The sequence below is a fragment of the Paenibacillus sp. 37 genome (assembly GCF_008386395.1).
GTDB classification, from domain to species: Bacteria; Bacillota; Bacilli; order Paenibacillales; family Paenibacillaceae; genus Paenibacillus; species Paenibacillus amylolyticus_B.
Genome location: NZ_CP043761.1, coordinates 3,196,747 through 3,216,514, shown reverse-complemented (window position 1 = coordinate 3,216,514; position 19,768 = coordinate 3,196,747). Strand labels below are relative to the sequence as shown.

14 protein-coding genes are annotated in these 19,768 nt (G+C 44.6%); 5 read left to right on the top strand and 9 right to left on the bottom strand.

Features of this window, described 5'->3' with window-relative positions; genetic code table 11:
- Window positions 1-17 precede the first annotated feature (17 nt).
- The 3 genes from F0220_RS13865 to F0220_RS13855 form a co-directional block, all read right to left on the bottom strand.
- A complete protein-coding gene (locus F0220_RS13865) occupies window positions 18-584 on the bottom strand; it encodes a sugar O-acetyltransferase (protein ID WP_105598583.1) in 567 nt (188 codons plus the stop codon).
- Window positions 585-801: 217 nt separating this feature from the next.
- Complete coding sequence (locus F0220_RS13860; RefSeq protein ID WP_105598582.1) at window positions 802-1,965, bottom strand: MFS transporter; 1,164 nt, start codon at window positions 1,963-1,965, stop codon at window positions 802-804.
- A 128-nt stretch (window positions 1,966-2,093) separates the two neighbouring features.
- Window positions 2,094-2,846 (bottom strand): TrmB family transcriptional regulator, encoded by a 753-nt coding sequence (locus tag F0220_RS13855; protein WP_091016614.1) that lies wholly within the window; start codon window positions 2,844-2,846, stop codon window positions 2,094-2,096.
- A gap of 206 nt (window positions 2,847-3,052) precedes the next feature.
- Between F0220_RS13855 and F0220_RS13850 the strand changes: the two genes are divergently transcribed.
- Window positions 3,053-3,181, top strand: a complete 129-nt coding sequence (locus F0220_RS13850) for a DUF4023 family protein (RefSeq protein ID WP_047842809.1) — start codon at window positions 3,053-3,055, stop codon at window positions 3,179-3,181.
- Between the two features lie 95 nt (window positions 3,182-3,276).
- Window positions 3,277-3,537 carry a hypothetical protein gene (locus F0220_RS13845; protein ID WP_105598581.1) on the top strand — a complete coding sequence of 87 codons (261 nt, stop codon included), beginning with the start codon at window positions 3,277-3,279 and terminating at the stop codon, window positions 3,535-3,537.
- Between the two features lie 82 nt (window positions 3,538-3,619).
- On the opposite strand, the gene F0220_RS13840 is transcribed toward F0220_RS13845, so the two are convergent.
- The 5 genes from F0220_RS13840 to F0220_RS13820 all read right to left on the bottom strand — a co-directional run bounded on the left by F0220_RS13840 (window position 3,620) and on the right by F0220_RS13820 (window position 10,722).
- Window positions 3,620-5,263 (bottom strand): extracellular solute-binding protein, encoded by a 1,644-nt coding sequence (locus F0220_RS13840; protein ID WP_105598580.1) that lies wholly within the window; start codon window positions 5,261-5,263, stop codon window positions 3,620-3,622.
- 119 nt (window positions 5,264-5,382) lie between these two features.
- Window positions 5,383-7,062: a response regulator gene (locus F0220_RS13835; RefSeq protein ID WP_105598579.1), complete on the bottom strand. Its 1,680-nt coding sequence runs from the start codon at window positions 7,060-7,062 to the stop codon at window positions 5,383-5,385.
- Between the two features lie 4 nt (window positions 7,063-7,066).
- A complete protein-coding gene (locus tag F0220_RS13830) occupies window positions 7,067-8,848 on the bottom strand; it encodes a sensor histidine kinase (protein ID WP_105598578.1) in 1,782 nt (593 codons plus the stop codon).
- Between the two features lie 62 nt (window positions 8,849-8,910).
- Complete coding sequence (locus F0220_RS13825; RefSeq protein ID WP_091016624.1) at window positions 8,911-9,801, bottom strand: carbohydrate ABC transporter permease; 891 nt, start codon at window positions 9,799-9,801, stop codon at window positions 8,911-8,913.
- A 15-nt stretch (window positions 9,802-9,816) separates the two neighbouring features.
- A complete protein-coding gene (locus F0220_RS13820) occupies window positions 9,817-10,722 on the bottom strand; it encodes an ABC transporter permease (protein ID WP_105598577.1) in 906 nt (301 codons plus the stop codon).
- 310 nt (window positions 10,723-11,032) lie between these two features.
- On the opposite strand from F0220_RS13820, the gene F0220_RS13815 reads away from it, so the two are divergent.
- Together F0220_RS13815 and F0220_RS13810 are read left to right on the top strand one after the other, a co-directional pair.
- Entirely contained in the window at window positions 11,033-11,698 is a 666-nt protein-coding gene (locus F0220_RS13815) for a potassium channel family protein (RefSeq protein ID WP_091016628.1), read from the top strand.
- Window positions 11,682-13,079, top strand: coding sequence for a TrkH family potassium uptake protein (locus F0220_RS13810; RefSeq protein WP_105598576.1), 1,398 nt, complete (start codon window positions 11,682-11,684; stop codon window positions 13,077-13,079). Before F0220_RS13815 ends, F0220_RS13810 begins: the two co-directional genes overlap by 17 nt.
- A 137-nt stretch (window positions 13,080-13,216) precedes the next feature.
- Here the strand turns inward: F0220_RS13810 and F0220_RS13805 are convergent, their stop codons facing one another.
- Window positions 13,217-16,954, bottom strand: a complete 3,738-nt coding sequence (locus F0220_RS13805; protein WP_105598575.1) for an alpha-L-arabinofuranosidase C-terminal domain-containing protein — start codon at window positions 16,952-16,954, stop codon at window positions 13,217-13,219.
- A 385-nt stretch (window positions 16,955-17,339) separates the two neighbouring features.
- Between F0220_RS13805 and F0220_RS13800 the strand changes: the two genes are divergently transcribed.
- On the top strand, window positions 17,340-19,757 hold the full coding sequence (locus F0220_RS13800; protein ID WP_105598574.1) for an arabinan endo-1,5-alpha-L-arabinosidase AbnB: 2,418 nt from the start codon (window positions 17,340-17,342) through the stop codon (window positions 19,755-19,757).
- Window positions 19,758-19,768 lie beyond the last annotated feature (11 nt).

Here is a 19,768-nt window from a genome sequence, read left to right as displayed (position 1 = left end):
TTCTATCTATACATATGTTAAAGCTCTATCTCTCTAATGATTCTGGCAGGATTGCCGCCAACGATCATATTATCGGGAACATCTTTTGTAACCACAGACCCGGAAGCAATGACCACGTTGTCTCCAATGGTAACCCCCGGATTAATAACGGCTCTACCACCAATCCATACATTATTGCCAATCGTGACTGGCTTGCCGTATTCTGCACCCGTATTGCGTTCATGCGGATGGAGTGGATGAGTAGCTGTATAGATATGTACATCTGGTCCCATTAAGCAATGGTCTCCAATACGAACTTCACACACATCTAATATCGTACAATTAAAGTTGGCATAAAAATGATTGCCTACATGAATGTTATATCCATAATCCACATGAATATTAGGTTCCATGCCTAGGTGTTCACCTGTTGATCCAAACAGTTCCTTCAATAACTTGGTGCGAAGCTCACCGTCCGTTTCCTTCGTTTGATTAAACGTCCGAGTCATTTTCCTTGCATACTCTCTGTCCTCAGACAATTGAAGATCCGAAGCCATGTACAGCTCGCCATCCAGCATTTTTTGTTTTTCCGTCTTCGTAGTCATGATCACCGCTCCCTCAATACACATCATGTAATTCACATTAAATAATACTTTTAAAAACTATTTTAATTATATAGATTAGTATGAATAAAGCAAGTTTTTCTTGATATGAAAATGGTTTAATCTACTGACGCGTACTCTAGTGAAACAGCAAAAAAACCTCTACACCCATTAGACTATGGGAATGCAGAGGTTCAAGCTGCTGTCTAATTTCTTTATTCTAAGCAACCGCCTGAACGGTTTTTTCCTTCACGCTAATGGCATAGATGGCAGACAGCAAACCAAGCAGAATCAGAACAGAACCAACCCATCCGGTGTTCAGAATCGATGAGTGATCAATCACCATGCCACCGATATAAGTACCCAGTGCAATACCTGCATGTGCAATACCTGAGTTGGTGCTGATTAGCGTTTCGGCTGTTTCCGGTGACGTTTTGATAATCAGACTATTTTGTACAGGCGTAACGGTCCAGCTCAGTGCACTCCAGATGCTTAACAATAACAAGAAGGCGATCAAAGGTAATCCCACACTGAACGGAATGACAGCCATACTTATGATAAAAGGAATCAGCACAAGGACAATGGCTTTAGCAGGATGCAGACGATCGGATAACATGCCACCTATGCCTCCACCTGCAACAGCAGCGATCCCAAACATCATATAGATAAAGGTAACCATCGTGGCGCTGGCTCCCAGCGTTTCTTGCAGAAACGGTGTAAAATACGCATATAAAGTCAAATGACCCGCAAGCACAAGTAAAGTTGTCGCATGGATTGCCAACATTTTAGGATTCCACAGAGCCGTAAGCTGTTTCTTCAAGGATACCGCAGGAATCGGCTGCACACGATCCATCGCAATCCAGATGGCCACCATAACCACTGCGGTCAGAACAGCGATCAACATAAACACCTCACGCCAGCCTGCCAAGTTACCTACAAAGATTCCAAGAGGTACACCCAGGATAAGTGATGCACTACCTCCCATGGTAATGATCCCCACGGCGCGTCCTTTATATTGTGGTTCCACAATGCGAGCTGCAAGGGTCAGGGAGAGTACAAAAATAAGTGAGCCCGTGGCGGCTCCGAGCGCTCTGCCCGCCATCAGCATATAAAAGCTGGTACTGAATGCAGAGATCAGATTACTGATTAGAAATACAAACAGCGTACACATATATACTTTTTTACGCTCGAATCTGGCCGTCATATTTAATAAAATCGGCGCAGACAACGCATAGACAAGTGAGAAAATAGAAATTAAATACCCGGCTTTAGCCAGGGAAAGACGAAGATCCGTAGCAATCAGGTCCAGAATTCCGCCCAAGATCAGTTCAACGGTTCCGACCACAAATGCTGCGATAGCAAGCACATATACTTTCTTATTCATTTTTGAATCCTCCTCAAAAAAGTTACAACTACGATAGTAACCCATAAGATTGAAAGTTTCAATAGTTATTTTCATGAATATTTTCAAACAAAGATATAACAAAAAAACTATTCTCCAAGAGAATAGTTTTAATAGATCAATCTGGTGAGCAGTTTCTCGATTTCAGCATCCTGTAACAGTTGGTCACCGTATTTTTTGGTAATTTGAGTAAGCGCAACATCATGGTAGAAATAATCAGTCATCGCTTTGACAATCGGTTTGGACATCGTCTTGATCGCTCGCCATGAATCGTGCTCCACACCCGCAAACAGCAGATATGCATGATCCACAATAAGCAGTTGTGAAGGTTCCGGCGCATCAAGCAATGGAATCAACGAGTATATCCGGTTTAAGGATGTCTCCATTCCCCCAACGGCAAGCACTTCAACGTACACGCCCTGCTTTTCCTTCTGCTCCAGCAGTGTACGATATTTCTCCATTCGCTCATTCCAGGCCAGAAAAAGAATTGATGAATCTGCTTCCTCGATAAGCTGTTCGATATTCGATGCGATGGACGACTCATCTTTTAACGTCCAAATATGCTCATCCGTAAATGTACGTTTGATTTTGTAACTTTTCAATTCCTCAATATCTTTCTCAAAATCAGCCTTGATCTTATGAATAATGGACTGAAGATCCACAGCCATATATAGTTTTTTCTTCCCATCCATCGTTGTCAGCACCGTTCCCTTGTCGATCAGGCGATTAAGCACTTCATAGATTTTGGCTTTGGGAACGTTGGAGTAATTTACGATCGATGTAGCATCAAGAGGTTCATCCTGTGCAAATATAGCCTCGTATACCTGACTTTCATATTGTGTAAACCCGAATTTCTGCAACATGGTTTAAATCTGCGCATCCCTTCTTAGTATGTCTGGTCTATCTAGTTTAGACGCATGAACTTCCCATGTCCAGTATGTCCCAATTGACCTAGGAATGTGGAATCACAATTAAATTTAACGATGTCACCAAAATAAAATCACTTTCCAGTGGTTATATTAACAATCAGGAATACACATTTTGCTTATGGAAGGAGCTGTAATTTATAATGGAAAGTACTCAAGATTTTGTGAAAAAAGTTAACGAAAATGCCGAAAAAGCGCGTCACAATAAAAACAACGGCAAGGGAACACCAGGGGACAAGTTGCCATCCAAACAGCATTCTACGAATAAGTAAAGTCTATTTATTGAACAGCATGACTTCCGTCTAGCACCCTTTCCTCTACTTTTCATCTACTATTAAGAACCTTTAATAGAAAAGAGATGATTAGTATGGCTCGTGTCAATGCTGTTCCACAACCGGATCTGGTATTAATCTATTGGTCCAGAAATCCGCTCATTCCCGGTTCTGCGCGCAGAATCCAAAGTGTACGTGTGATTGGTAATACGTCTCCATGTACATTCACACTGGTTCCTGGTGCACGGTTGATCAATGCACTGAACTGCTTGCTGGACAATGATATTGGATTCAAAGTGGTATACCGCCAGAAAACGTCAACCATCAGTGGAGTTCTGCTACTGAAACGCAAATAATTAGAAGCAAAAAAATGGTGCCTCCCTTTAAGGAGCGCACCATTTTTCATGTTCCATTCTTGGATAATATGAATCAATCATGCTATTGGTTAGCAGCGATCGTTTCATTCACTTCCTGTGTGATTTGATCCCCGCCAAGTTTCTTCCAATTGGCTACGAAATTATCAAACTCGTCAATCGACAAGTTTCCATAGATGATTTTCAGAAACGTCTCGGCTCTCAGTTTATCCAGTGTAGCTTGCTTCGTATTCATTGTTCTCGTCGGTGCATAGATGAATTCATTCATGACAATGAGGTCATTATCCCGATAATATTTAATCACACCTTGTGAACTCTCTGGGCCAAAGATACGCTCCATATGCCACTTGTCGAGATTCCCATTCCGATAATCCATAATATCGTCATAGAACAGCTTCGCTTCGAGTTCCAATCCGGACGTATCTCCAGTTTTGAGCGCCTGCTCTACTTCGTCCTGCGCCTTCACATTTTTGTTGGCTGGCAGGTTAGAGACCGTTGCATTATGAAAACCAAGACCTGTCAGTCCATTTAAGTAAGCAGCCCGTTCTTCCTTCGCAGACTCACCGAACATTTTTTCAGCCTGGAAATTAAGCAGTTTAATCAACGCTTCTGGATGCTCGTAGCCTTTACGAACGGCAAATATACCGCCCAGACTAAGATGATTCTGTGTTTTGGCTGGTTGATCATCAATCGATTGAACCGGGTAAGCCATCCAGTCGATGTTTTTGTCTTTTTTAATCATGCTGCTAACCTGAAAAGGTGCCCATTGTGGCAGGAAGAACATGCCTGACTTGCCTGCATTCACATCCTCCATCATTTTAGCAAAATCCTTCACGCCAAATTCGGGATCAAGCACACCCTTCTGATACAGAGTCTGAAGCTCACGCAATCCTTCTTTCACTTCTGGTTGGATCGTTCCATTCACGACTTGACCTGAAGCATCCTTAATCCAGGTTTCGAGATAACCATGATAACCGAGCAAGAACGCATTAATAGGTAAATCCTTGTTTAAGGCAATACCGTACGTATCATCTTTGCCATTTCCGTCTGGATCTTCGAAGGTAAAGGATTCCGCAATCTGGATGACATCCTGCATGGTTTTAGGTGCCTCAAGACCAACCTTTTTCAGCCAGTCCTGACGAATCCAGATCATATCCGAGGAATCCAGCGAGCCTGGGAAACTCACCATGGCGTATATTTTTCCATCCTTCGTTACTGGCTTCAGACCTGCTCCATCTTCAGCAGACATGAACTCCTTCACCAGTTCGGATGCATACTTGTCATATACTTGGGTCAGATCCTCCAGCATTCCTGCTTCATGCAGTTGTTCGAATTGAACAGCACTCACTTTCAGGACATCCGGCAGATCACCACTCGCCAATGTGACATTCATCTTATCGTTATAATTGGCATCCGGAACAATCCATTCGTACGTTACATCAATACCAAGTTCATCCTTGTACCCTCTGGTCCAGATGTTATTGGCGTGTGTATCTCCTTGGGCAAGCGATTCTTTCCCTGTTTCATTCATGGTGGAAGTCAATTTAATGGGTGGGTCATATTTCGTAAGTGGTCCTCCCGCATCCTGCTGTGTGTTCGGTTCAGCTTCATTCTCGGCACTTCCCGCACCAGATGAACAGGCAGCAAGCGTGGTGGCCAGTACCATGGTTAATGTTAATAATGAGAACTTCTTAAATGATATATTCATGCGAATCCCCCTTTTTTCTCCTCCCGTGAGGTATAATTTTATATTACAAAGAAAGCGCTATCACTTCGAGTGTATCCCGTTGACATCTGGTATCTTTGATTTACCATTTGAGATATCATTTAACTTTTCTGATCCCGAAACTCTTGAGGGGTGCAGCCTGTTGCTTTTTTGAAGAAACGATAAAAATAATGCTGATCGCTAAACCCAACTTTCGCGGATATTTCATGCATTTTGCAGGAAGAACCCAGAAGCAGCTCTTTGCTTCGCTCCACTCTGCGGTCATGGATGTAGTCGGATATGCCTTTGCCTGTAATCCTTTTGTACCAACGCGACAGATAAGAAGGATTAAGAGAGACTTCCTGTGCGATCCGTGTGAGTGAGAGGTCGTCCTCCAGATGGTGTTTGATATAATGATGGATCGTAATTAGAATCTGTGATTGATCATTCAGGCGAGCATCGCTTCGTTTGGAGATCATCCATTCGTATGCCGATTGATAAAAGATGACCAGATCAGACCATGCGGTATGGATGTCAAAATGCAGCATTCGGGAAAGCGATATTTCTTCCATTGCCGATTCATACAACCCCAGTTCGTGCAGGACTTCAATGAGTACACTCGCTGCACCCGTATACGTTTTCATGCGGAAGAACGGATCTTGAAGCCCTTCCTTCGCAGCCTCGGTCCATTTATGGAAAGACTCCATCCATTCCCGATCCCCGGCGGTTATTCGCTGTTTGATCTGATCCAGATGCAGCGTTACAACACCCTGTTGATTCATGATGCTAGGGGTGTAAGGCAATTCATCCTGGATATTTACACGCAGCAGCTTCTCCATCCCAAGCCCGGGACTCTCATGAATCGACAGGCGTAACTGCCCGATTGCCTGATTAACCCTGCTCCACTCTACCGCCTGCTCGCTGACCATGATGGATACAGACAGGTTCAGACAGTCCGCACAGGATTGCTGCACAGACTCCAGTGTGCCATAGACAAAACGAAGAGTTTGTTGCCAGTTATCCAGCTGACTCCCTCGTTCCCCTTCATTATTAGATATGTGGGACGGATGCGCCCCTTGCGATTGAATAAAGCAAGCGATGACCTGAGTGTCCAGATCAATTGCCTTCACCTTGGCCTTGTCCTGCAGCAACTCCTCCGCAACATTGGCAACGGCATACCGGATGAGACTGCGGTCCGCCTGAGACTGGTAGTTGTTCCACTCCTCCACTCTTATAATCACAGGAATAACAAGTTGATCAGATTGGAAGGGGAGCTGCACGGCATCCAGCTCTTCCTGAAGTGAAGCGATATCAGGTCTATCCGTTCGCTTCAGCACATCCAGCAGCAATTGACGCTGTAACTGGGGCAGCGCTCGTGGCAATTTACTGCGAAACCATGCAGCTTGGTAGCGAAAATCATTCTCTTCCGAGATCTGTGTTAATGCCCGTTCTACCGCAGCCCGAATGTGATTCATGCCCTCTGTCTTTAACATGTAATCAACAACGCAAGGATTCCGAATAGCTTGGTGTGCATAATCAAATTCGTTATGACCTGTCAGCAATAGGACTTTGCATCGTGGCCACCGATCCATAATCTGCTCAATTAACTGCATGCCATCCATGCCAGGCATACAGATATCGCTGAGTACAATATCAACCTTGACCGAGTTCAGCCAATCGATAGCTTCATAGGCAGAGTATGCCTTGATTATCTCCATGTCCTGAAGATTTGCTTTTTGAAAGAACGCATACAGTCCATCTAAAATAACGGGTTCATCATCTACAATAAGCATCCTCTGCATGACATTACTCCCCCTCCCATGGAATCTTCACTATAATGCACAACCCACCAAGCTCACTTCGCTGCGCTGTAAGACCATAACCAGCCCCGAATTTGATTCGTAATCGCTGACTCACATTGATGAGCCCGGTTATCTCTTCGTTTCCATGTTTCCGCTCTGTTTCCTCAAATGCAGATTGCAGATAAATCAATGTTTCATCGCTTAACTGATCCCCATCATCCTCAATGCGAATGGATAGATTGTCCAGCCCCTTTTGGTACGAGATCTGTAGGATACCTCCTTCGCTGCGTTTGGCTAGTGCGTGCTCAAACACATTCTCTACGATCGGCTGAATCATAACTCTGGGAACGGAAATGTCTCTGTATCTTGCGTCCAGATCCTCCAATTCCAATTGAATCCTCGAACCAAACCGAATTTTTTGAATCGATGCATAGACCAGCGCATGGTCAATCTCAGCCCCCAACGATACCTCCGTATGAGAATCCCGAGACATATACCTGAAATATTGACCCAAGTAGTCGGTGAATTCCTGAATGAGCTCCACATTCTCCACCTCAGCCATTTGCTTGATGCTGAACAGACTGTTGTATAAAAAGTGAGGTTGAATCTGGGATTGCAGATGTTTGAGTTCCGCCTCACTTGTTCGAATGCGTGCAACATAATTCTCATCGATCAAAATATGTAGGCGTTCTATCATATGGTTGAATCGGGAGTACAAATAGCCGAATTCATCCCTTCTGGATGAAGGAATATGTACACTTGTCTGGCCCTGTTCAGCCATTCTGAATCCTCGGATGAGCAACGCTAACGGTTGGTGAATCGATCTGTAGATCGAAAACGAGAAGACAATAATAATTACAACTGACATGAAGGTCACCATCCATAACCATACGTTGTATTGTTTCAGCGGCGCACTCAGCACATCCTGCGGTATAGTAGCTGTCAGGGTGAACGAGTGATCCTTATCATGCAACGAATAATAGAGATATGGATCAGATTGGAACTTTGTAACTTGCATGGACTCAGACGGTTCCGGCGAAACTGTTTGGATCGGTTTTACAGGTGCTGGCTGCTCGGAAGAAGAAATCACTACATGTTGCTGTTCACCAAAACTCAGTGTAATCTCACTTTCTCCCGTTTCCGATAGCTGCTGCAAACGATGTTTCAGTTCTTCAGCAGACAAGCGTATTCCTAATATGAAATTGGGTGGTTCCTCATGGTTCATGTTATATGGATTACTTTTCAGGAAATAGAGATCGTTATTGGAATGCGATAATTCGCCATTCAGATTCCCCATCGTCGCGAGCAGATTCTTCCACTCGGTATCCTCTACATCCCGAATTCCGTCCGCCGCACTGACCCGTTTATGCAGAGCGGGAACGTAATACACAACATCACTAATATAAGGACTCGTCACCATGATCTGACCCAACTTATTGTGAATGTTGTTCAGACTGGACGTGACTTCATACCTGCTCATAATTGCGGCTCGTGTACTTAGTGTGGACATGGTTTCATCAAATGAAAATTCGGTCACCAGTGCACTCATTCGCTCCAATTCGAATTGCAGATGATTATGGTAGAAGTACAATTTGGACTCATGTGCCTTCTCCACCTCCGTTTGCATTTGTTTGGAGCTGACTTGCGTAATCATAATGCTTATCCCATACAAGGGCAGAATGACCAGTACAAAAGCAATCATCAGTTTGACAACAATGGATGACTCTCTCCATCTCCCCCGGATGAATCGCAAAGTTTCCCTCCTCCTTTCCTCACGCTCTCTCATCAATAGCAAAAAAGGAGCCAGAAATCGGCTCCTTCCATCGATCGGTTTTCCTCCTATCGATCTTATCCCTTTACACTTCCGACGACAAGACCATGAACGAAATACCGTTGCAGGAACGGATACACAAGCAGGATGGGAATAACGGACAAAAAGATCTGGGAAGCTTGGGTGGTTCTATCCGATACCTGACTTAAGAGCGTTGCATCTTCCAGCGTCATCATCTCGCTCTGAATCATCGTCACCTGCTGCAACATGGACTGAAGATAGGTAGCAAGCGGATAACCTTCCGGACTCTTCATGTAGATCATGCCATCAAACCAGGCGTTCCAGTGTCCTACCATGGCGAACAGCGTAATGGTCGCAATACTGGGAAGTGAAATAGGAAGATAGATGCTGCATAGCGTGCGGAAATGTCCTGCCCCATCCATCCAGGAGGCCTCTTCAAGTTCCTTCGGCAATCCCCGGAAGAAATTAAGCATTAGAAGTACATTAAAGATCGGAACAGCACCTGGCAGAATCAGGGCCCAGATGGAATCCAACAAGCCCGCTTCCTTAACCACCAGGTAACCCGGGATCAATCCCCCACTGAATAACATGGTGAATACGAAGATCCAGGCATAGAACGTTCTTGAACGGAATTTCGTAGCCTCTTTAGAGAGTGGATAAGCCACCAGAATGGTGAATACCAAGTTGGTCGTAACCCCCAGTACTACACGGAGAAGGCTCGTGCCAAATGAGTTCAGGAACTGCTGATTTTCCAGAATGTATTGATAGGAGGACAATGTAAAATCCACAGGCCAGAATGTGACACTTCCCGCTTTGACCGCATCACTTGAACTAAATGAAATCGCTAATATATTCACAATCGGGAACAAGCATAACAAGGCAAGAATCGTCAGGATGACGTAGTTAAACCCTAGGAACCACCGATAGGCTCTTGAAGCGTGGTGCATGACTCTGCCTCCTTTCTAGAATATCCGATAATTCGCGAACCGATAGGCCAAGAAATAACCAAGTCCGATAAAAATGAAGGAAACAACAGATTTGATCAGACCCAAAGCTGTTGATACGGAATACTGTGCATCCTGCAATCCAATCCGGTAGATCATCGTATCCAGAATATCTCCTGATTCATATACCAATGGATTATAGAGGTTGAACACTTGGTCAAAGCCACCGTTAAGTACGTTACCCAGACTAAGCGTTACCATCAAAATCACGATCGGGCGAATGCCTGGCAGTGTGATATGCCATGTCTGCTTCCATCTTCCCGCTCCATCCATAACAGAAGCTTCGTAGAGTGACTTATCAATATTCGTGAGGGCAGCCAGATAGATAATCGTACCAAATCCGAATTCTTTCCATTGGTCTGTAATGACAAGTATGTATGGAAACCACTCGTTACTGGCCAGGAATTGAATTGGGTCAATTCCGAGGGCTTTGAGCAACATATTAACGATCCCCGTGCTGGGAGATAACACATCCACGATGATTCCCGCCAGAATAACCCAAGAGAAAAAGTGAGGCATATAAATTACAGTCTGAATCGTTCTTTTGAAACCTGTCTTGCGAACCTCGTTGAGTAATAAGGCTACAAGTACCGGAATGACCAAGCCGGACACAATTTTCATCGTTGATATAAACACCGTATTCCATACAACTTGCGAGAAACCGGGCAGATCGAACAGATACCTGAAATTATCCCACCCCACCCAGTTCATGTTTTTGAATCCGGCAATGGGAGAGAAATTCTGAAAGGCAATAGAGAGCCCCGCCATCGGAATGTAACCGAATACAATAATAATCAGCAGTCCGGGTAAAATCATAAGATGAAGCGGAACGTTTCGGATAAATTGTTTGTAGTTGGAACGCATAGCTGACTCCTCCTTCAACGTTTATTATAGGAGCAGCCAGATCACCGCAATAGTGTAGGCTATTTACTTTGGGTATCTTTTGTTGACCCTTTGCACAGTTCAACCGCCATACCAAAAAGAATCGAATCAGTTGCAATTCTATTCTTAAGCCATTAGAATGAACTCTTTTGAGATATGCTTAGACATAGACATGACGGACAGGATTTGCTAACTACGATATGAAACCTTACATTCCAGTGTACGTAATGTAATATTTACCATTAGGGTGTAGAGGAAACTGTTATTTATTTTGATTACAATGAGGGATATTATGAAAAAACAATTTATGGTACTTGGTCTTGGACGATTCGGTTCAAGCTTGACACACACACTCATTAAAAATGGGCATGAAGTGCTCGCTGTAGACAAAAGCGAAACTCTTGTTCAGGAGATTTCAACGGTGGCAACCCATGCGGTGCAAGCAGATTGCACTGACAAATCAGTCCTTATGGAGCTTGGGGCAAGCAACTTTTCACACGCTATTGTCGCGATCGGCGAAGATCTGCAAGCAAGTATACTAACCACTTTGTTATTGAAAGAACTTAATGTGCCCAAAGTAACAGCCAAAGCAAAAAATGATAACCATGGCAGTGTGCTTAGCAAGATTGGTGCGGACCAGATCGTTTATCCTGAACGTGACATGGCCACAAGGCTGGGAAATCAGCTTAGCTCAGACAACATTATTGATTCCATTGAATTGTCTTCAGATTATAATCTGGTCGAGATCAAAGCTCCCTTAAGTATGAATCAGAAGACTTTGCTAGAACTCAATATTCGGGCTGAATATGGATGTACGGTTATCGCCATCAAAACAGGGAATAACCTAAATATCTCACCCATGGCGGAAGACACAGTCCGTGCGGGAGATATGCTCTTGTTAATAGGTAGTAACGATGACATTCGAAATCTGGAGAGCGATTATGAGCCAAAGAGATAAACGCGTGATGGGAACTCCGACTCTGACAAACATTGAATCGATTGTAAACAAGTTGAAAAATAATATGAGCCCTCCACAACTCATCATGATGATCTTCTTCACTCTCATCTGGATCGGAGCCATATTGCTTGCACTGCCGATATCTTCAAGTACCGGGAATTCCATCGGTTTACTTGATGCCTTGTTCACAGCAACCTCCGCTATATGTGTAAATGGGCTGATTGTCTTGGATACAGGGAGTGTCTTTTCAACATTCGGACAGGTCATCATCATGATTTTAATTCAGGTTGGTGGACTGGGTTTCATGACACTAGGTGTAATGGTTGCCATTATTCTGGGGAAACGGATTGGTTTGAAACAGAGGCTTCTTATTCAACAAGCCACCAATACCTCCTCTGCTCAAGGTCTGGTTAAGTTATCCATGTATATTGTACTTATAGCCTTTGCTTTTGAAGCTCTGGCTACCGTGGTTCTTACATTGCGCTGGCAGAGCGATTTGGGATGGGGACAAGCTTTCTATTACGCCATATTCCATTCCATCTCTGCCTTCAATAATGCGGGTTTCTCTCTTTGGAGTGATAGCCTTACTCCATTTGTTGGTGACCCGATTGTTAATCTTACAGTCATTACGCTCTTTATCATTGGCGGCTTAGGTTATATTGTGGTTGTGGATGTATTCCGCAAACGTTCATGGAGAAAGCTCTCCCTTCATTCAAAAATTGTGTTAATCGGTAGTTTTTCTCTGTACTTGTTTGGATTTATCACCATTTTTTTACTCGAGAGTTGGAATCCTTCTACGTTTGCTGATTTATCTTACAGTGAACGTATATGGGCTTCTCTATTTCAGGGTACTGCTCCTCGAAGCTCTGGATTCAATACCATTGACATTGGAAGTATGTTGGCCACATCCCAATTTTTCATTATTATCCTAATGTTCATTGGGGCTTCTTCCGGCGGAACAGGTGGAGGAATTAAAATCAATACTTTTGTGGTCCTTGTTCTTGCGACCATACAAACATTTCGGGGCGGCGGACAGATTCATGCTTTTGAGCGTAAAATTGCAGAAGAAACAGTAATGCGTGCACTCGCTGTTGTCTTAAGTTCTCTCGCCTTTGTGCTTGGGATCTCCATTCTGCTATCCATATCCGAAGGCATTCTTGAAAATCATTTTCTGGATGTTCTGTTTGAAGCCACTTCAGCATTTAGCACCACTGGACTCTCGATGGGTCTGACAAGTGAGTTGAGTGTTACCGGTAAAATTATAGTCTCTATTACGATGTTTGCAGGACGATTGGGACCCTTAACTCTGGCTTTTGCACTGGCTCAGAAGAAACGCACATCCAAAATCGGTTATGCAGAGGACCATGTCCTTATTGGTTAACATACCGGACTACTGACATGTTAATCTTATTGCGGAAAAGTAATTTCTTTTTATTTCAAAACAAGTTCAATAGCAAAACGCCCCCTTATCGCAAACAACAGATGTCTGCTTAAGGGGGCCTTTATTTATATATTTGCTTACAGAAGATCCATAATAAGAACATTTACCGAATGAGCTGACAAACCAACGATCACTGATTCACCATTCAATTTTATCTGCTGTTCTTGGGGAATCACTTTCTCATCATTCTTCTGATTCACATTTGGAATATGTACCAAATGATCTTCTCCAGTAAGTGTGATCAGTCTGGCTGAAGCATCAACCTTCAGATCCTGAAGGCAAATCCAGGTTGATTTATCTACACCATCTGCATTGACCAGTTTCACATACACATGACGTTCATCTTTCGTAACAGAGTGGAATACTTCCCGGTTGTAAGCTTCCAACTTGTAATCCAGAACCTTGCTGATATTACGTCCGTCTGTATAGGAACAAATCAGATTTTTTCCTGTATCCCCACCATAGTTAACCGTGATTGTATAATCGGTCCCATTCTCGAGTGGTTCATAATTGGCCGCTCTCAGGTTACCTGCTGCCGAGCTGGATGAATAGTCTCCCAGTGTATAACCTTCAATCCCTTGTTTGTACACCTTCACTCCTGTTGCATTCCCGCCGTAACTGATTGCGTACTCAATGACATCCTTGTTCTCGGGCGAGATATCCGTCAGCCCCACACCGATGTAAAAACCATCCTCACCTGAAATTCTTTCCGCCTCAACGTGCACCTTGTAGTTGGTCCATTCGTCATTCAGCAGGTACAGTCCATTCAATCCACTAGTTTGTGCGCTCAGGCTGAGCCCTCTTCCTGCGTTTAACGTATATCCTTCCGATCCAGGAATTGGAATCCATGCCTCACTAGGCTCTGTACGTTCCCTGAAATCTTCATCAAACATCAAACTGCCATCCACATTGGACGTGACTGTGACTCGTTTCACCACAATCTCTGCATTCCCTGTTGCAATTTCGATGCCGCCACGCGGAATAAGACTCAGCGGTTTACCTTTGCTATAGGTGGAGAATGAAGTTTCAAGCACCTGATCCCCTACATATTTTGCAAAAAGCTGCTGTACATAATAATTCGGTGTATACCATACTGTTTCATCATCAAACCAGATGCAGTCTGGCGTCCAGCGATAGGTACCGTCCGTTAGTACTTTGTTGAACAATGGCGCATAGGCAGCCAAACGAACAACGTCTGCATTATTTTCAAATCCGGTCATGATCGCAGCTTCTGCGACCGCTCCTGCCAGCGTGTTTTTGTCCGTGGAAGCATATTCTCCAACAAACACTTTGGATGTTTCTTTCCAATCGATACTTCCATCTTCATGATAAGCCCGGTCATAATAGTTGTATCGATCTACGTTATTCAGCAAATATTCATTGGAGCGGTAGTAGTGCTCATCTGCGATGGTGTCCATATAATTGTCCTGATTTTCATACCAGGTTACCGTCTCCTCAATCACCTCAGTACCATCGGCAAAAGCCACTTGAGCTGACCCGGTGAGGTTCCCACTGAGGAATTTCCATCCTTCCTGGTACGCATTATCATCCGCCTGAGCACCAACTGTCGAGATAATGTGCAGTTCATGATCAGGGTAGTTCTGTTTCATGTAGTCATCTATCGAACGTTTGAATACTTCGAAGTTGGCAAAAAATTCAGTGCCCCAGTTCTCATTACCTACGCCGAGATAACGAAGATCAAACGGTTCAGGATGTCCCATCTGGCTTCGTACCCCCGCCCATTCGTTGTGTTCAAAATCTGTACTTAGCGCAAAGTCGATCAGGTCTGTGAAGTTGCGGATATAATAATCCCTTAATGCGCCACCCGCAGGATGAGCATAATCCGAACGTGCCTGACATAACACACCGCAAGCCATCACTGGAACCGGAGCAGCATTCAGATCCTCCGCCAACTGGAAGTACTCCATATAACCAAGCCCCATCGTCATCATGTAACCCCAGACATTATAATTCTCTTTGCGCAGCTCAACTGGTCCTACAGAATCCTTCCAATCATATACGTTGTCCCATATGAAGGACCCTTCCGAGATACATCCTCCCGGAAAACGAAGGAACTTTGGATGCAGATCTGCGAGTGCCTGAATTAGATCTTTTCTCAATCGATAGTTCGGATTACCTGTGTAGTTGGCATGTGCTGTAGCGGATATCCCTTCTTCTGTCGGATCAGATCCCCATACATTCTGAGGCACTAAGGACACCATATCGACAGAGATATCACCTGCAAACGTAAGTGCCAATTGACCAAGTACAGTTTCCGTTCCGGTAAGTGACAAGCCGTATTTCTTCCATGTGTTTCCGCCTTCAACATGTAACGTTACCGAATCACTGATGGAAGTGTCTTCTCTATCCTGCAATTGAACAGTGATCGTTCCTGCCAATTCTGCTTTTGCCCATACGGTAAAGTCATATGTTTCACCCTGCTTGATGGACATGGCACAATACTGGTTAGAGTCTGAGAATCCACGATTCCGAATCGTTGCCCCATCCTGAACCGTGACATAATAAGCATTTACTTCAGGATCTTCCACGTTAAAGTGAACGTTTAGTCCATCCGTATGCTGCACGAGCATTTTATCCGTATCGCCTGACCAGGCAAACAAAGGCTCACGATTTCGACCTGTCGAACAACCACACTCTCCAGAGTCATGCGAGTATGTATCAAATGTAAAAGATTCAAATGATCGATTCTGGACAAGCTCCGCATAGATACCGCCATCTGCCGCGTTATTAATATCCTCATAGAACAAACCATACATCACTTCACTGATGTCAGCCACCTTCTGATCTCCATGGATGGTGACCGTATAAGGCGGAAGATGCGCCGGCACAACAGACACGTCAAAGCTGTGGCTCAGCTTACGATCACCTCTGTTCAGAAGCGCACGGAGCGTAACCTCTTGTGCGGATGTAATTGCCTGAACCTCTCCATTCTCAGACAGGACTTCCGGATTACTGGAACTCCACTGAACCGTCACTTTATCACCCAGCAAATGTGCGGGCAGTGACACATCTTTGGTGATAATTCGGTTGGGGAAGGACAAATACTTGTCTGCCGCAAGCTTCACAATCGCTTCATCTGTCAGTGATTCACACATCACTTCAATAACTTCATCCATGGTGAGCGCTGCCCCATAGATCCGAAAGTCGGATAACGAACCTGCAAAATCCACATCCGCTGCATACTGGGAGCGTCCAATATAATTCTGGCTATAATTCTCAGGATCAGTGAACGAATCAAACCATTCGCGCAGTTTGGCATAATTGCCACTGGATGTCTGACTGATCGAGCCGTCTGCGGCCTTCTCCCCATTCACATATACAATTGGACCCGCACTGCTGAGCGTCCCCCCTTGGCTGCCTGCCACGGAGAGTGCAATATGCATCCATTCACCGCTTGCAACTCCCCCACTTGGATGAACAACCAGATTATCTCCGGCATATAACGTACCCAGAAGCTGACGTGTCAAAAATAAATACGGTCCCTTCTCCCCTTTACCAAAGTCAAAAATGCGTTCCCACACATTGGACCCCTTGCCCAGAAACACCCAAGTGGCAATCGTAACTCCTGTGTTATCGCTTACATCCCGAAGCAGATTCGAGGGTAGTTGCAGATAAGAAGTTCCATTCGCTCCCCCGTTGAAAGTCACCGCGGATCTTCCTTTCAACTCGGATACCACAGGTAGGATCTCACCTTTGGCTATACCATCATGTCCCTTACCGGAGCTGTCCTTCCCGATCTGACCGGCATCTTCGAACGTGTATTGTGCGATTAATTGATTTTGATATGTGCTCATGTTCTTACCTCCTATGTAGTTGGGAATTGTCGATTCACGCTTTTGATTCGTATTAATATAAAATGATTGATAAATAGTTAAATACATTTCTTAAACGTAATAATATCGCATCATCGATCCCCATTTCAATCCTAAATTTGAGAAAGACAACTAGTTTATTTGAATGTAATGACCTTTATCGGCTCTTCCCGTCTCTTATTTATTTTTCAGTTTACTCTTATAAACATTACATTTATGGTTTACAAACATATAAATCAATTGATAATATAACAAATGAAAGCGCTTGATATAATGAGCTACTCAAAGGAGGTCTGCCGAACCTTTTATCGTGTGCTGCCAAGTATCGGTTGATTTTTCATTCCAGGGAATAGGAAAGGGGAAACGTATGAAACGTTATTGGGTTCGCGTACTTAACATTTCTGTACTAAGCACCACTCTACTTACTGCAACAACTTTGGCACCGGTCTCGGTGTTCGCAAATGGTTCAGCGGCAACCGTGGGTAACTCGCAGACTTCCACCACACCTCTCGCAAATCCTGCTACATCATTCAAAAATGTTTCCGTTCATGACCCATCTGTCATTAAGGTGGATGATACGTTTTATATTTTTGGTTCACACTTGCAAGTGGCCAAGTCTAAAGACTTTCTGAACTGGGATCTCGTCGCATCGGGTGTTACGGATAACAATCCTGTTGTCCCCAATGTAACCAAGGAATTCGCTGAAGCGCTGGAATGGGCGCAGACAGATACGTTATGGGCAGCAGATGTCATTCAATTGGCGGACGGCAAATTTTATATGTACTACAATGCTTGTAAAGGGGACTCTCCGCGATCAGCACTTGGCATTGCTGTCGCAGACAATATCGAAGGCCCTTATAAGGATCAAGGCATTCTGTTGAAATCCGGCATGTGGGATCAGATCAGTGAGGATGGTACCATTTACGATGCCACGATCCATCCCAATGTGGTCGATCCTGATGTCTTTTATGATAAAAACGGCAAGTTATGGATGGTGTATGGCTCGTATTCCGGAGGGATTTTCATTCTGGAGATGGATGCAACGACAGGTAAACCACTGCCAAATCAAGGTTATGGCAAGAAGCTGACCGGAGGCAATCATAGTCGTATTGAAGCCCCTTATATGCTCTACAGTCCCGAAACCGATTATTATTATCTGTACCTGTCTTACGGTGGACTAGGTGCTGATGGAGGATACAACATTCGTGTTGCTCGCTCCCAATCACCGGATGGGCCTTTCCTCGATGCGGAAGGAAACGATATGATCAACGTTAAAGCGGACAAGGATAAACCGTTGTTTGATGATCGTTCTATTGAGCCTTTTGGAGTCAAATTGATGGGGAACTTCCTGTTCGAGAGACAGATCGGTGATCCGGGCACAGGCCTGGGTAGCGGCTATGTATCGCCAGGGCATAACTCTGCTTATGTTGATCCGGAGACTGGCAAACAGTTTCTCATCTTCCATACCCGCTTTCCAGGGCGTGGCGAAGAGCATGAAGTTCGCGTACATGAGATGCATATGAATGCAGACGGTTGGCCCGTCGTTTCTCCATATCGCTATGCGGCTTTGGGAGAAGATACCACCCAGCTGACAACTCAGGAGATCGCTGGTCAGTACCAATGGGTGAATCATGGTAAGGACATCACAGCGGACATCAAGCCATCCCAGACCGTTCAGTTCACGGCAGATGGGCAGATTCAGGGTGCCGTGACAGGAACATGGAGTCTTGGTGCAGACAACAAGGTTCAGATCACTTCGAATAACGTTGTGTACAAAGGCGTCTTCACACATGAATGGAACTCGGAATCTCAAAGTACGGTTCTGACCTTTAGCGCCCTCTCCTCCTCCGGGATTGCCATCTGGGGAAGTCAAGGTGTTGAACGGAGTGATCAAGACATTGTAGATGCAGTGAAAAAGGATCTGAACATTAGCAATACGGATCACGTGTTCTTCAATCTGTCTCTGCCTACCAAAGGAACAAGTGATGCAGACATTACGTGGAAAAGCTCCAATGCTTCGGCTCTATCCACTACAGGTGTAGTGCAGCGACCACGCGCTGGTAAGGGCGATGCCAAAGTGAAATTAACCGCCACGATTCGTAAAGGAACTGCGGTAAGCTCCAAAACGTTTAACGTTATCATTCCACAGCAAGCGGTAAGCCCATTGCTCGGGGAGTATACTTTTGAACACAAGAAACTTGGCAAAGTCGCACAGGATTACAGCAAAAACGAATATCACGGGCAAGCCTTTAACGTGGTCAGTTCTGCTGCAAGTGGCAAAAATCAGGCTGCCACATTTAACGGAACCGACAGTTACATTCAGTTACCTGGACTCGTTACAGACACAACAGATTTCACGTTTAGCGCTTGGGTTAATTGGGATGGCGGCGGGCCCTGGCAGCGTATTTTCGACTTTGGAAATGGCTTGACGAGGCATATGTTCCTTACACCATCCCAGCATAATGGGGCATTACAATTCACCATTCATAATGAGGGACGGGATCAGAGCATCATTGCCGCAGATCCACTGCCTTCTAAAGAGTGGGTTCATGTCGCTGTAACCCTTCAGGGTGATGTGGGAACTCTGTATGTGAATGGTACATCGGTTGCAAGCAGCACTGAGATCACCTTTAACCCGAAAGATCTACAGGTAACCGAAGCTTATGTAGGCAAGAGTCGTTATACGGCTGATCCGTTCTACAAAGGCAGCTTGGATAATGTAAAAGTATATGATAAAGCTTTAACAGCCAAGGAAATCCAGCGTCAGGCCAAAGAAAAGCCATAAGTTAGAGTCCT

Bases quoted from the DNA above. Each gene is read 5' to 3' on its own strand.
- F0220_RS13865 (WP_105598583.1), bottom strand. From the start codon at position 584: ATGACTACGAAGACGGAAAAACAAAAAATGCTGGATGGCGAGCTGTAC.
- F0220_RS13860 (WP_105598582.1), bottom strand. From the start codon at position 1,965: ATGAATAAGAAAGTATATGTGCTTGCTATCGCAGCATTTGTGGTCGGA.
- F0220_RS13855 (WP_091016614.1), bottom strand. From the start codon at position 2,846: ATGTTGCAGAAATTCGGGTTTACACAATATGAAAGTCAGGTATACGAG.
- F0220_RS13850 (WP_047842809.1), top strand. From the start codon at position 3,053: ATGGAAAGTACTCAAGATTTTGTGAAAAAAGTTAACGAAAATGCCGAA.
- F0220_RS13845 (WP_105598581.1), top strand. From the start codon at position 3,277: ATGGCTCGTGTCAATGCTGTTCCACAACCGGATCTGGTATTAATCTAT.
- F0220_RS13840 (WP_105598580.1), bottom strand. From the start codon at position 5,263: ATGAATATATCATTTAAGAAGTTCTCATTATTAACATTAACCATGGTA.
- F0220_RS13835 (WP_105598579.1), bottom strand. From the start codon at position 7,062: ATGCAGAGGATGCTTATTGTAGATGATGAACCCGTTATTTTAGATGGA.
- F0220_RS13830 (WP_105598578.1), bottom strand. From the start codon at position 8,848: ATGAGAGAGCGTGAGGAAAGGAGGAGGGAAACTTTGCGATTCATCCGG.
- F0220_RS13825 (WP_091016624.1), bottom strand. From the start codon at position 9,801: ATGCACCACGCTTCAAGAGCCTATCGGTGGTTCCTAGGGTTTAACTAC.
- F0220_RS13820 (WP_105598577.1), bottom strand. From the start codon at position 10,722: ATGCGTTCCAACTACAAACAATTTATCCGAAACGTTCCGCTTCATCTT.
- F0220_RS13815 (WP_091016628.1), top strand. From the start codon at position 11,033: ATGAAAAAACAATTTATGGTACTTGGTCTTGGACGATTCGGTTCAAGC.
- F0220_RS13810 (WP_105598576.1), top strand. From the start codon at position 11,682: ATGAGCCAAAGAGATAAACGCGTGATGGGAACTCCGACTCTGACAAAC.
- F0220_RS13805 (WP_105598575.1), bottom strand. From the start codon at position 16,954: ATGAGCACATATCAAAATCAATTAATCGCACAATACACGTTCGAAGAT.
- F0220_RS13800 (WP_105598574.1), top strand. From the start codon at position 17,340: ATGAAACGTTATTGGGTTCGCGTACTTAACATTTCTGTACTAAGCACC.